We start from the raw sequence: 14303 nt of genomic DNA on the forward strand, positions 1-14303 counted from the left end.
CTTTGTTATGTATGTTTATTAATAAGTCTATCCTTCCTCCGCCAACATGTGTTTCTGGATATACTTTTCCATCTGCCGCTTCTACATATAATCCAAGAAATTGATCAAGATTGTATTGATATACTCCCTCATAATAGTTCCTGCCTTTGAACATTACTGCTCCTCGTTCTTTTATGTATCTTATATATCTTTTCATCAATTTGTTTAAATCCAAGCTTCCATCTTCTTTTATATATGGTTTTATTGTATCTTTTATTGTTGCCATATAATTTTTTTCTCCATTAATTTGTGGTTTGAAATGATTGTATAACTTTTTATAATATAACGGTACTTTTACACAACATTTACCGTCACAGTCATCTATTACCCCATTTAAATATAAAAACTTGATTCTATCATCGCTTATATCAAATTCAATGCTTTCTGGCTCAAATAATATTTTCATCATTAATTCTTTTTCTTTTTTCGCTTTTGATATTATATTTTCCATGTTTTTATCTATGTATTTCCTTATATAATCATATAATGTTTTTTCAAAATGTTTTTCTGTTATTATTTTTTCTCCTTTTGCTTTTTTCATTACTAAGTCATATGCAAGTCCATTGGTTAATCCTGGTTGTCCTGCTGCGTTGTGCCATATTAATTCTTTTACTTTTTCTTCGAATATTTGTCCTGTTTCTGTTTCATGTTGATTTAGTAAATCATATACTTGTTCTTTGGTAAAGTATGGCACTTCTAAATGTTCTGCTATGTTAAATGGACTAGCGTTGTCTTCTAATATTCCGCTTAGATATCCTACGCTTATTAATATTACACTTCTGAGCTTGTATATTTGTTTTTTGTGATATATACTTCGTATTATATGCAAGAACTCATTCATTATTTTTTCATCTAATTTTTCAAATTCGTCTATCATTAATATTATTTCTTTTCCTATCTTTTCATACAATTCCTTTAACATCTCTCTTATTTTATCAAGCTTTTTTGGTATTTTTAGTTTAATTTTTTTATTATATCTATATTCTATATCATCCAATATATCAATTACAAGTGTTTCAAGAAAATCTTCTTCGCTCTTACTCCCATAACTTTCAAAAGAAATAAAAATAGGTAAATATTTATCTTTTGTTTTTTCAACAATATCATTTAACAATGTTGTTTTTCCACTTTGCCTCGGTGCTGATACTGTAAAGTACCTACAATTTTCTATATGATCAAGTGCTTCTTTCATTATATCGGGTCGCTCAACATAATAACAGGTCTTTTTATCAACAGGACCACTTGTACAGAATCTTCTCATTATTTCACCTCCGGTGTTACACGCTTACGGCGGGTTGTAGGATAAAAATTTAATATTTTAAAATAAAAACTTTTTAATATTTTCAAAGAAAATATTCATACCTCCATATACTTATATGCATCTATTCTAATCATACTTTTGCTTTCTTTTTTATTATAGCATAAATTTAACTAATATTTATTTTTATAGTTCTTTTTACATTAATAATTACATCCTTAGATGCATGAGTTTTTATTAATTTTTATTATAAGCCAATAAAAAAAACGCCATTCCAATCATAGAATGGCGTACTAAATTATTTTCTCTAATATATCATCCTCTAAGTTTCAATTGTTTATTAGCAACAGTTTCATTTAACCTTCTTACTGGTGTATTTACTGGAGCTTCTTTTAATATTTCCGGATTTGTTTTGGCTTCTTCCAATATTTTATGCATCACATCTATAAAGTGATCTAATTCTTCTTTAGATTCTGTTTCTGTTGGCTCTATCATCATCGCTTCATGAACTATTAACGGGAAATAAATTGTTGGCGGATGTATACCGTAATCTAATAATCTTTTTGCAAAATCTAAAGTTTTTACTCCATATTCTTTTAAGAAAGTTCCGTCTATTATAAACTCATGTTTGCATATTTCGTTATATGCTATTTTAAATTCTTTTTCTAATTTTTTCCTTAAATAGTTAGCATTTAAAACAGCCATTTCACTTGCAAACTTTAATCCTTCTTTTCCCATCATTAATATATATGTATAAGCTCTAACCATAACACTAAAGTTCCCATAAAAAGTTCTTAATCTTCCTATACTTTTTGGAATATTATAATTTAAATAATATTTTCCTTCTTCATTTATGTCTACAATAGGCTTTGGTAAGTAATCCTTTAATTTTTCTTTTACACCTACCGGACCACTACCCGGACCACCCATTCCATGCGGTGTTGAGAATGTTTTATGTAAATTCAAATGAACTATATCAAACCCCATATCTCCAGGTCTTACTTTTCCCATTATTGCATTCAAGTTTGCACCATCATAATACAATAATGCATTATGTTCATGAGCTAATTTTGCCATTTCTAATATATCTTTTTCAAATAAACCAAGTGTATTTGGATTTGTTAACATTATCGCAGCAACACTATCATCCATAACTTTTTTAAATTCTTCTAAATCTACTCTTCCATCTGGCCCTGATTTTACTTCAACAACATCAAACCCTGCCATTTTTGCAGAAGCTGGATTTGTTCCATGAGCAGAATCTGGCAAAATAACTTTTGTTTTATTTGCATAACCATTATCTTCTATATATTTTCTTACAATAAGCATTCCTGTTAATTCACCATGTGCTCCTGCTGCTGGTTGCAATGTAACGGCATCCATACCTGTTATTTCACCAAGATATTTTTGTAAATTATACATCAATTCAAGCGCTCCTTGAATATGCTCTTCTTCTAAATACGGATGTATATTGTTAAATAAGTTTGCCATTTCTTCGTTTAACATCGGATTATATTTCATTGTACAAGAACCTAAAGGATAAAATCCACTATCCACAGAATGATTTTTTCTTTCTAATTCGTTATAATGTCTAACAATTTCTAATTCATGTACTTGGGGTAAACTTGGTTCTTTTTTTCTTAATAATTCTTCTTCTAATTCAATTTTTGTTTCAGGAACATCTAATTTTGGTAGAGAAAATGCGGTTCTTCCACTTTTATCTTTTTCAAAAATCAATTTCATCTATTTCACCTACCTTAGAAATCAAATAATCAATTTCTTCTTTTGTGTTTAATTCTGTTGAACAGAATAATGCATAATTTTTCTTATCTTCAAAGAATTTCCCTAAGTTTAAAGGTCCTATATATTTTTCTTCTAATAATTTTTTATTAAATACATCTAAATCAAATCTTGGTTTTATAACAAATTCATTGAAAAATTCTCCTTCAAAAACAGGATCAAATTTTTCTGATTCAATTAATTTTTTCGCTAAATAATGCGCTTTTTGGTAATTTTGATAAGCTATTTCTTTTAATCCTTCTCTTCCAATAATGCTTAAATAAACAGATGCAATAACAGCCATTAATGCATGATTTGAACAAATATTCGATGTAGCTCTTGCTCTTCTAATATGTTGTTCTCTTGTTTGCAATACCATTACAAAACCTTTTTTTCCATCTGCATCGATTGTTTCTCCAATAATTCTTCCGGGCATTTGTCTTATATACTTTTGTTTTGATGCGAAGAAACCAAAAGTAGGACCTCCAAAAGACATGTAATTTCCTAATGATTGACCTTCACCAACAACTATATCTGCACCTAAATTCCCTGGTGATTCTAATAACCCTAGGGCTATGGGATATGCATTTACTATTAATAATACTTTTTCAGGTAATATTTCTTTTATTTGTTTAATATTTTCAATAATTCCAAAAAAATTCGGATATGAAATTACAACTGAACTCGTATTTTCATCTATTTTAGATTTCAAATCTTCTAAATTTATCCTTCCTGTTTTTTCATCATAATCAATTAATTCAATTTCTATATTTTGAGATTCCGTATATGTTTTTGATACTTCGATGTATTCTGGATGAATTGATTTTGCTACTAATGCTTTATGTTTTCTATTTACCCTTGATGCCATCAATATGGCCTCAGCAACAGCTGTCCCACCATCATACATAGAAGAATTTGCTACTTCCATACCTGTTATTTCACAAATAGCTGTTTGAAATTCATATAATGCTTGTAATGTTCCTTGAGAAACTTCTGCTTGGTATGGCGTGTATGCAGTCAAGAAATTCCTTTTTGTAGCTAATTGATATACTGCTGAAGGTACATAATGTTTATAAATACCTGCTCCTCTAAACATTGCATAATTTTCTAAATTAGTAGTTCTTTTTGATAATTCTAATAATTCCCTTTTAACTTCAATTTCCGATTTTGATTCAGGTATATTTAATTCCCCATCAAATAATTCAGGAATATCTTTGTATAATTCTTTTATATTATCAATTCCAATTACATTCATCATTTCTTTTATATCTTCTTCTGTATGTGGAATATATGGAAAATTTTTCACCTATTTCACCTCACTCTTAAAATTTCAAAGACCCGGAAAACCGGGCCCCATGATTATAATAAGTTTTTATATTCTTCTTCACTTAATAATTCTTCTAATTCACTTTCGTTAGAAAGTTCTAATTTCACTATCCAACCTTTTCCTTCTGCATCTTCATTAATAATTTCAGGAGACGCATCTAATTCTGTATTTACTTCAATAACTTTTCCTGATATTGGAGAGTAAACATCACTGGCAGATTTCACTGATTCTACAGCGCATAAAACTTCACCTTTTGAAATTTCTTTTCCTTCTTCAGGTAATTCAACAAATGTTACATCACCTAATTCTTCTGCTGCATGTGACGTAATTCCTATTGTAGCAATTTTACCTTCTACTTCTACCCATTCGTGAGTTTTTGTAAATTTTTTCATTTTCATACCCTCCTAAGTTATTTTCTATTTTTTACACTACCTCTATAAAATGGTGTTTTTATTACTTTTGCTTTCACTCTTTTCCCTCTTATTTCTACTTCTATTTCTGTATCTTTTTTGTAATATGGTTTATTTAACATAGCTAATGCTATCGGTTTCTCCAATGTTGGAGACATTGTTCCACTTGTAATAAAACCTACTTCTTTATCCTCAGCAAATATTTTATAACCATGTCTTGGAATACCTTTTTCTAACATTTCTATACCTTTTAATCTTCTTCTAATCCCAATTTCTTTTTCTTTTAATAATGTTTCTTTACCAATGAAATCTTTTTCCATATCAACTGCCCATTTTAGCCCTGCTTCAAAAGGGGTAATTTCATCTGTCATATCATTTCCATATAATAAATAGGTAGCTTCCAATCTTAATGTATCTCTTGCACCTAATCCTGCTGGTTTACCATCATATTTAGACAACAATTCTATTAATTTTCTCCACATAGGAACCGCAGCTTCTTTTTCTAAGTAAATTTCAAAACCATCTTCACCTGTATAGCCAGTCCTCGAAATTAAACATTTTATTCCATTAATTCTTCCTTCAGTGAAATTATAATATGAAATTTCTTTCAAATCAACCCCTGATATTTCTTGTAACATTTCTTCAGCTTTTGGACCTTGAACAGCTATTTGTGCTGTTTTATCTGAAATATTTGTTACATTAACATCGAATTTTTCTGCCTGTTTTAATATCCAATTATAATCTTTTTCAATATTTGAAGCATTCACAACTAATAAAAGATGTGTATCTGAATATTTATAAGCTAATAGATCATCTATAATTCCACCATTTTCATTTAACATTGGAGAATAAACTATTTCTTCTGGTTTGATTTTTTCTACATTATTTGTTATTAAATAATTTACGAATTTTACCGCTTCTTTTCCCTTAATATCAATTTCTCCCATATGGGAAACATCAAATATTCCCACGTTATTTCTTACAGCATTATGTTCTTCTTTTAAAGAAGAATACCATACAGGCATTTCCCAACCACCAAATGGAACCATTTTTGCTCCTAATCTTACATGTTCTTCAAAAAGCGGTGTCCTCTTTAAATTTTCCATTAATCTGCCTCCTTATTTTCTAAAATTTCTTTTGCATTTTCATAATCATTTTCTTTAACAAAAACATTCATTATTGTTCCATTTCCAAAAAACTCTCTTCCTATACCTATTTCTTTTGGCGCTTTTACTAATACGCTTATTCCTTCTGATTCTAATAACTGTTTCACCAATTGCGCTTCGAAATCATTAATATGCGATTTTAATAATTTCCACATTTTATCACCTCACTAATGGTATTATACATCTAAAATTTGTATTTATAAAGAAAAGAAAATTTATAAAAAACGTGGTATAATAACAATAAACGGCAATAAATGAAAAAAATTTCATATATTCGTAGTTTTTCACGTTTAATAATAAGGAGGGAATTTTTATGCCTGAAATTAAAAAAATAGGTATTATCACCAGTGGTGGCGATGCACCCGGGATGAATGCAGCAGTTAGAGCTGTTACCAGAACTGCATCTTCAAAAAATATTGATGTAATCGGATTTTATAAAGGTTATGCTGGAATACTTGATAAAGATTATGTTGAATTAACCTATTCTTCTGTAGGAGGGATAATGGAAAAAGGCGGAACTATATTAAGGACTGCCAGAGTCCCTGAATTTAAAAATCCTGAAATTAGGGCTGAAGCTGCAAAAAATTTAAAGGATTTAAAAGTTGACGGTTTAGTTGTTATAGGGGGTGAAGGTAGTTTAACAGGTGCTAAACTATTGTTTGAAGAACACAATATTCCTGTTATTGGTATTCCAGCCTCCATAGACAATGATATTCCTGATACAGATATGGCAATAGGTGTTGATACATGTTTGAATACTGCTGTGGATGCTATGCAAAAATTAAAAGATACAGCATCTTCTCATGAAAGAGCTTTTATAGTTGAAGTTATGGGAAGAGGTTCTGGATATATTGCTTTAATGTCTGGTTTATCTGTTGGTGCAGAAGCTGTTATTATACCAGAGGTTCCTGTAGATTATGATGAATTGACAGATAAAATCTGGAAAGAAAGAAAGAGGGGTAAGATCAATTGTATTGTGGTAGTTGCTGAAGGTGCGGCAAGTGCCTACTCAGTTGCAAGACATTTTGAAAATAAAATAGGTTATGAAACACGAATAACTATTTTAGGTCATATACAAAGAGGTGGTTCCCCAACTGCATTTGACAGAATATTAGCTTCAAGAATGGGATATTCTGCAGTAAACTTTCTTTTAGAAGGAAAATTCGGAACTATGGTTGCTTTAGAAAAAGGCCAAACAGTTACTGTTCCACTTGAAAAAGTCTTAAGCGAAAAAAAGATTTTAGATCCTAAATTAATAGACTTAGTAAATACATTATCTTAAGGAGTGATTTTATGAGAAGAACTAGAATTGTTGCTACTATTGGACCAGCTACTGAATCTGAAAATATGGTTAGAGAATTAATAAAAGCTGGTGCTGATGTTCTAAGATTAAATACATCACATGAAAGTCCCAAAGTGCATCAAAAAAGAATAGAAATAATTAAAAAAATAAGAAATGAATTCAGTAAACCTGTTGCTATTCTCCTCGATTTAGCAGGGCCTAAAATAAGGACAGGTAAATTTAACAAAGATGAAGTAACCTTAAAAGAGGGACAGGATTTTATACTAACAGCTGAAGAAATCATAGGAGATGAAACAAAAGTTTCAATAAATTACAAAGGATTACCAAAAGATGTTAAACCCGGTGATTTAATTCTAGTAAATGATGGAAAATTAAAATTAGAAGTTATAGAATCTGATGGTATAAATATAAAAACAAAGGTAAAAAACACTGCAACTATTACGCATAGAAGAGGGATCAATGCCCCAGGAGCAGATATAAAAATTCCTGCATTGACAAATAAAGATAAGGATTACATTAAATTCGGTATTGAAAATGAAGTGGATTATTTTGCTTTATCTTTTGTAAGAAAACCAGAAGATGTTATTGAAATGCGCGAAATTTTAAAATCGTTAAATGCTTTAGATGCTCAGATTATTAGCAAAATAGAAACAAAACAAGCCATTGACAATGATCTTGAAAAAATAATAGAATTATCAGATGCTGTAATGGTTGCAAGGGGTGATTTAGGTGTTGAAGTTGAAGCGGAAAAAATTCCTGTATTGCAGAAGAGAATCATAAGTATTGCAAATAAAAAATCAAAACCTGTAATTACAGCAACACAAATGCTTGAAACAATGATAGAAAATCCCGTACCAACAAGAGCTGAAACTACCGATATTGCAAATGCTATTCTTGATGGAACAGATGCAATTATGTTATCTGGAGAAACTTCAATAGGAAAGTATCCTCTAGAAGCTGTAAAAGTCATGGATAGAGTAGCATTAGAAACTGAACCATATATGAATCATTACGGTGCCTTATTTTTTGATTTTGACGAAGACGACTCTACTACAAATGCTATTTCAAAGGCTGCTAATGAAATTGCTATTTCTACCGGAATAAAAACAATTGTTGCTGTTACCGATAAAGGTTATACAGCAAGAGCAGTTTCAAGATATAGAGAAAATGTTAATATTATTGCCGTTACACATTCAGAAAGAACTTATAACAGATTGGCTTTGGTATGGGGAGTAACTCCAATGATTGTAAATGAGTTCGTAAGTACAGATACTATGTTATATATAGTGAAACAATCATTAAAAAATGAAGGATTAGTAAAATCAGGAGAAAAAATAATATTTACTGCTGGTATCCCTTATGGATTTTCCAGTAAAACTAATTTCTTACATATTGCAGAAATAAAATAAACTGTGCATATCGCACAGTTTATTTTATTTAAATATTTCTTTTATTTTCTTTTTCCTCTTTTTATCTTTAATGAGTTCAGCACTACAGTTATAGAACTGAATGCCATTGCTGCTTTTGCAATTGCAGGATGAAATAATCCGGACATTGCAGCGGGAATAGCTATTACATTATAGAAAAATGCCCAGAATAAATTAGATTTTATTACTGAAAATGTTTTTCTTGAAATTTCTACTGTATCAACTATCTCCGAAACACCACCTTTTACTATAATCACATCAGCATTTGAAACATCATGAAAATGTTGTTGTTTTTTTCTTTATTTTCATATATTTTATTATTAAATATATTGTTGTTATTGTTATTCCTAATATACCAAAAGATTTAATTTGATATGAGAATGATTTCAATAATGCGGATACCCATGATATTAATGAAATAAAAAATATTAATATATCAAAATTAAAACTTAATTTTTTTATTGATTTAAATGCATCAATTATTATATATTTTCCTAAATAAAATATTATATATGAACCTGTAATAATTTCTATCACATAAAAATCTGGATTTTTATGTGATAGATTGTTTTCAATAAACAAAAACATTACAGGAAGTGATATTATTATTGCTAATATCATATTTTTTCTACTTTCTTTGTATCTTTTTTTATTATATTCATTCTCTTTAATTTCTTCTATATCATATCCTGTTTCTAATAATTTTCCTTTTAAAATATTAAAAGCAACTTCTTTTTCAAATGTAATCTCTACCAATTCTTTATCTAATTTCACATTAGCTTTTTTTATACCTGGTATTTTATTTAATGTCTTCTCTACAGTTCTTGCACATGAAGAACATGTCATTCCGGATATTTTATATACACCCTTCATATTTATCCCTCTATTCCACACAACAACTCATTTTTGAAATATCTCTTTTAAAGTCTTGAGCTCCAAGTTTTATTATTTCTGAAAGAGTTGGAAAAACATGTATTGTCTCAATAACTTCTTTTATTTTCATTTTATTTTTAATAATCATAGTTGCTTCATGAATTATATCACCAGCTAAAGGAGATAATAACTGTATTCCTAAAATTTCTTCGGTATTTTCATTAATAACAAACCTAATAGCTCCTTTTGTGTCTTTTATTGCTATAGCCTTTGGTAAATTTTCCAGTTTAACAAAATTGCATTTTATTTTTATATCATTCTTTTTTGCTTCTTTTTCAGTTAACCCAACACTTGCAAATTGAGGATCCGTAAATATAGCATATGGTATTATGCTATAATCCATTTTTTCCTTACTTTCAGAATACATATTTTTCACGGCCAAATTTCCTTCCTTAGCAGCAATAGTTTCAAGCATAGGATTTCCTATTACATCTCCAGCAGCCCAGATGTTTTCAACTGCTTTTAAATACTTATCCACTACTATTTCTTTTCTATTTCCTAATTTGATATTTATTTTCTCTAATCCTAAATCATCTGTATTTGCAACTCTTCCTGCGGCAATAAGAAGTTTATCAAATTGGATTTTTTTATCATCTTCAAGAATAACTACATTATTTTTAATTACTTTTATTTTTGCATTTTTAATAATTTTTATACCTTCATCTTTTAAATAATTACTTATTAACCTTTCAAAATCATCATCTACACCATTCATTATATGATTGGTAGCTTCTAATATTACTACTTTAGAACCAAATCTCGAAAATATTTGAGCAAATTCCAGTCCTAATGCTCCACCACCAATTATAATTAATTTATCCGGTAATTCTTTTAAATCTAAAGCTTCTTTATTTGTTAAAAATTCAATGTTTTCTAAACCTGGTATTTGAGGAATATATGTCCTTGAACCTGTAGCAATTAAAAATTTTTCACCTTTTATTTTTTTGTTATTTACTATAATAGTGTTTTTATCAATAAATTTTGCTTTTCCATTCAAAAATTCTACATTCTTTAAATTTTTAAGAATTTTTATATATTTTTCCTTTCTAGCTTTTAATACCAATTTATCTTTTTCTTCAATAATTTTAGAATAATCAATTTGTAGATTTGTCTTTATTCCTTCAAAAATATTGTTTTGTATTTTGTAAATCAATTCTGCTTTATATAACAGATGTTTAGTAGGGAAACATCCTACATTTACACATGTACCTCCTATTTCTATATTTTCATTATTATTAATAATCAAAGTTTTTTTATTTTTTCTTTCTGCTTCAAGTGCTGCAGAAAATCCGGCCGCTCCTCCTCCAATAATAATCAATTCGTATTTCATAATCCACCTCCTCTTACCCCACCTACATAGGGTGTCTTAATATTATTATAATCTTATATTATTACATTTCTATTAATAAAACAAAGTATATTATTTTTTATAGTGTAACCCTGGTTACAGACAAAATAGACAAAATGAGTTATAATTAATATGTAAATAAATAATATTTTTCACAAAGCGAGGAGATAATATGAGCGAATTGTTTAATAAAAAAGAATATTTAAAAAACTTGATAAAAAGAGTAAACCAGGAAAAAGATAATGAAGAATTAAAGAAGGAATTACAAAGCATTATAAGAGAATTATCAGCAGAAGAAATTGCTTTAGTAGAACAGGAATTAATGGATAATGAAGGAATAACAATTGATCAAATCCAATCAGTATGTGATGTACATCTTAATTTATTTAAAGAATATATAGATAAAGAAAAAATAGAAGTTGAATCCTGGCATCCTATTTATATTTTAATGAAAGAACATGAACACATTATAAAAACCGCAGAAAAAATAAGAGATATTGCAAAAAAAATATTAGAGAAAAAATCCATTCAGGAAGCGTTTCCGCTATTTATGAATTTAAATATTCACATTGATAATCTTATGGCTGCAGAAAATTATTTTTTAAAAGAAGAAAATGTTTTATTTCCCTATATAGAAAAATACGGAATAACAAAACCTCCTGCAATAATGTGGAGGGAACATGATCAGGTAAGAGATTTAAGGAAAAAAATTATAAAAATAAAAGATAATAAAAATTTTGAAGAAATAAAAAAAGATTTATACAATATTTCATTAGCATTATTAGAATTATTTATGAATCATGTTCATAAAGAGCATTCTGTCTTATTTCCAACTGCTTTAAAATTAATTAAAAAAGAAGAATGGTTTGATATAAGAAAACAATTTGATGAAATTGGATATTGCTGTTTTGATCCAGAACCATTGGATTTAGAAAAAAGTGAAACAGAAGGTGTATTAGAAGGGAAAATAAAACTTCCAAGTGGAGAATTAACAGTAGAACAATTAAAGTATATATTGAATACATTACCAATAGATATAACTTTTGTTGATGCAAATGATGAAGTTAAATATTTTAGTGAATCTAAAGAAAGAATTTTTATAAGAAGCAGAGCAATTTTAGGAAGAAAAGTAGAAAATTGTCATCCTCCTAAAAGTGTAGATATAGTAAAAAAAATTGTTAATGATTTTAAAAGTGGAAAAAGAGATAATGCTGATTTCTGGTTAAAAATAGGAGAAAAATATGTATATATAAGATATTTTGCTGTAAGAAATGACAAAGGTGAATATCTTGGAACTTTAGAAGTAACCCAGGATATAAAACCAATCCAGGAAATAACAGGCGAAAGACGTATTTATGACGAAAAAAATTAAAATATTATGGAGGTGTTAGTAATGGGTAGTATGTTTTGTTATCAATGTTCAGAAGCAGCAAAAGGTATAGGGTGTGAAGCTTTTGGTGTGTGTGGTAAAACCCCAGAAGTTGCAAATTTACAGGATATGTTAATATGGCTAACAAAAGGTTTATCTTTTTGGACTTTAAAAGCAAAAGAATACGATATAAAAGATGATGAAGCAAATTTATTTGTCGCAGAAGCATTATTTATAACCATAACAAATGTTAACTTTTCAGTAGAAAGAATGGTAGAATTTATTGAAAAAGCTATAGAATTAAGAGACAAAATGAAACATAAATTTCTTGATGCATATGTAGCAAAAGAAGGTAAACCATTTGAAGAAAAGATTCCAGAAGCTGCAGAATGGTATAAACCAGGTGGAGCAGAAATTTATGAATTAAAAGGTGCAGAAGTTGGGGTTTTGGCCGATAAAGATGAAGACATCAGATCTTTGAAACAATTAGTAATATATGGATTAAAAGGAATTGCGGCATATGCTGATCATGCATACGTGTTAAAACATTCAAATGATGATATATTATATTTCTTACAGAAGGGATTAGTTGAAACATTAAGAGAAGATATAACAGCAGAGGAATTAATAAATTTAACACTTGAAACAGGAAAATATGCAGTTGAGGTAATGGCATTATTGGATAAAGCTAATACATCAACATATGGAAATCCAGAAATTACAGAAGTTTATACCGGTACATATAATACACCAGCTATATTAATCAGTGGACACGATTTGTTGGATTTAGAAGAATTATTAAAACAAACAGAAGGAACAGGAATAAAAATTTATACACATGGTGAAATGTTACCAGCTCACGCATATCCAGAATTAAAGAAATATAAACACTTAGCAGGAAATTTTGGAGGTTCATGGTGGAGACAGGATAAAGAATTCGAAGAATTCGGTGGCGCAATATTAATGACAACAAACTGTTTAGTTCCACCAAAAGAATCATATAAAGATAGAGTATTCACCACAGGATTAGTTGGATTTGACAAATTAACTCATATTCCAAATAGAACAGATGGAAAACCAAAAGATTTCTCACCAGTTATAAAGAAGGCGTTAGAATTAGGACCAATTCCAGAAAGAAAAGGAAAAAAATTAGTTATAGGTTTTGCTCATGAACAAGTAGCTCAAGTAGCAGATAAAGTAATTGAAGCTGTTAAAACAGGAGCTATTAAAAAGTTCTTTGTAATGGCTGGTTGTGACGGAAGACATAAAGAAAGAGAATATTATACAGAGTTTGCAGCTAACTTACCAAAAGATACAGTTATCTTAACAGCAGGATGTGCAAAATATAGATATAATACATTAGAACTTGGAGATATCGGAGGAATTCCAAGGGTATTAGATGCAGGTCAATGTAATGACTCTTATTCATTAGTAGTAACAGCATTAAAATTAAAAGAAGCATTTGGATTAAAAGATATTAACGAATTACCAATTGAATATAATATAGCTTGGTATGAACAAAAAGCAGTAGCAGTATTATTAGCATTATTATACTTAGGCGTAAAAGGAATAAAATTAGGTCCGAAATTACCAGCATTTGTTTCACCAAATGTATTGAAAGTATTAGTTGACAATTTTGGAATTAATCCTATTACTACTGTTGAAAAAGATCTTGAATTTTTCTTGAATAAATAATTAAATAAAAATAATTATCCCCCTCTGAAATTCAGAGGGGTTTTTTGTTATTAATAATATTATGTTGTATATTGCAATTGAAAAAAACATTAAACATTTTTGTAATCTGGACCTCTATGTTCTATTTGTTTTAACATTTTATATAAATCATGTTTTTCAACATTTCCTTTGAAATTATATATCCCAACAATTCCACACAATGGTTACATCCCCTTTATAAAACTTTGTTAAATGAAAATTTACTTCATA

At 28.7% G+C, this 14303-nt stretch carries 13 protein-coding genes; 4 read left to right on the top strand and 9 right to left on the bottom strand.

What is annotated here, in order from left to right; genetic code table 11:
- The 6 genes from XO12_RS02020 to XO12_RS02045 form a co-directional block, all read right to left on the bottom strand.
- The coding region (locus XO12_RS02020) for an AAA-like domain-containing protein (protein ID WP_175419595.1) at window positions 1–1300 on the bottom strand (1300 nt) is incomplete at its 3' end.
- A gap of 312 nt (window positions 1301–1612) precedes the next feature.
- The gene (gene gcvPB / locus XO12_RS02025) at window positions 1613–3040 is read right to left on the bottom strand and encodes an aminomethyl-transferring glycine dehydrogenase subunit GcvPB (RefSeq protein WP_175419596.1); all 1428 of its coding nucleotides are present in this window, start codon (window positions 3038–3040) and stop codon (window positions 1613–1615) included.
- Entirely contained in the window at window positions 3024–4382 is a 1359-nt protein-coding gene (gene gcvPA, locus XO12_RS02030; RefSeq protein ID WP_084822687.1) for an aminomethyl-transferring glycine dehydrogenase subunit GcvPA, read from the bottom strand. Before gcvPA ends, gcvPB begins: the two co-directional genes overlap by 17 nt.
- 53 nt (window positions 4383–4435) lie before the next feature.
- Window positions 4436–4801 carry a glycine cleavage system protein GcvH gene (gene gcvH / locus XO12_RS02035; RefSeq protein ID WP_175419597.1) on the bottom strand — a complete coding sequence of 122 codons (366 nt, stop codon included), beginning with the start codon at window positions 4799–4801 and terminating at the stop codon, window positions 4436–4438.
- Window positions 4802–4812: 11 nt separating this feature from the next.
- A complete protein-coding gene (gene gcvT / locus XO12_RS02040) occupies window positions 4813–5919 on the bottom strand; it encodes a glycine cleavage system aminomethyltransferase GcvT (protein WP_047266222.1) in 1107 nt (368 codons plus the stop codon).
- Window positions 5919–6134, bottom strand: a complete 216-nt coding sequence (locus tag XO12_RS02045; RefSeq protein ID WP_047266223.1) for a DUF2007 domain-containing protein — start codon at window positions 6132–6134, stop codon at window positions 5919–5921. Before XO12_RS02045 ends, gcvT begins: the two co-directional genes overlap by 1 nt.
- 167 nt (window positions 6135–6301) lie before the next feature.
- On the opposite strand from XO12_RS02045, the gene pfkA reads away from it, so the two are divergent.
- Window positions 6302–7261, top strand: coding sequence for a 6-phosphofructokinase (pfkA, locus tag XO12_RS02050; RefSeq protein ID WP_175419640.1), 960 nt, complete (start codon window positions 6302–6304; stop codon window positions 7259–7261).
- Window positions 7262–7272: 11 nt separating this feature from the next.
- Window positions 7273–8691 (top strand): pyruvate kinase, encoded by a 1419-nt coding sequence (gene pyk / locus XO12_RS02055; RefSeq protein WP_175419598.1) that lies wholly within the window; start codon window positions 7273–7275, stop codon window positions 8689–8691.
- 41 nt (window positions 8692–8732) lie between these two features.
- Here the strand turns inward: pyk and XO12_RS02060 are convergent, their stop codons facing one another.
- From XO12_RS02060 to merA, 3 genes are read right to left on the bottom strand one after another with little or no spacing between them, the layout of a single operon-like run.
- Window positions 8733–8966 (bottom strand): hypothetical protein, encoded by a 234-nt coding sequence (locus tag XO12_RS02060; RefSeq protein ID WP_175419599.1) that lies wholly within the window; start codon window positions 8964–8966, stop codon window positions 8733–8735.
- A gap of 16 nt (window positions 8967–8982) precedes the next feature.
- On the bottom strand, window positions 8983–9582 hold the full coding sequence (locus XO12_RS02065; RefSeq protein ID WP_175419600.1) for a cation transporter: 600 nt from the start codon (window positions 9580–9582) through the stop codon (window positions 8983–8985).
- Window positions 9583–9592: 10 nt separating this feature from the next.
- Window positions 9593–10972, bottom strand: coding sequence for a mercury(II) reductase (gene merA, locus XO12_RS02070; RefSeq protein WP_175419601.1), 1380 nt, complete (start codon window positions 10970–10972; stop codon window positions 9593–9595).
- A gap of 190 nt (window positions 10973–11162) precedes the next feature.
- On the opposite strand from merA, the gene XO12_RS02075 reads away from it, so the two are divergent.
- Both XO12_RS02075 and hcp read left to right on the top strand, forming a co-directional pair.
- Window positions 11163–12362 (top strand): DUF438 domain-containing protein, encoded by a 1200-nt coding sequence (locus XO12_RS02075; protein WP_175419602.1) that lies wholly within the window; start codon window positions 11163–11165, stop codon window positions 12360–12362.
- Window positions 12363–12392: 30 nt separating this feature from the next.
- Window positions 12393–14054, top strand: coding sequence for a hydroxylamine reductase (gene hcp, locus XO12_RS02080; RefSeq protein WP_175419641.1), 1662 nt, complete (start codon window positions 12393–12395; stop codon window positions 14052–14054).
- Window positions 14055–14303 lie beyond the last annotated feature (249 nt).

It is taken from the genome of Marinitoga sp. 1154, assembly GCF_013363285.1.
Lineage (GTDB): Bacteria > Thermotogota > Thermotogae > Petrotogales > Petrotogaceae > Marinitoga.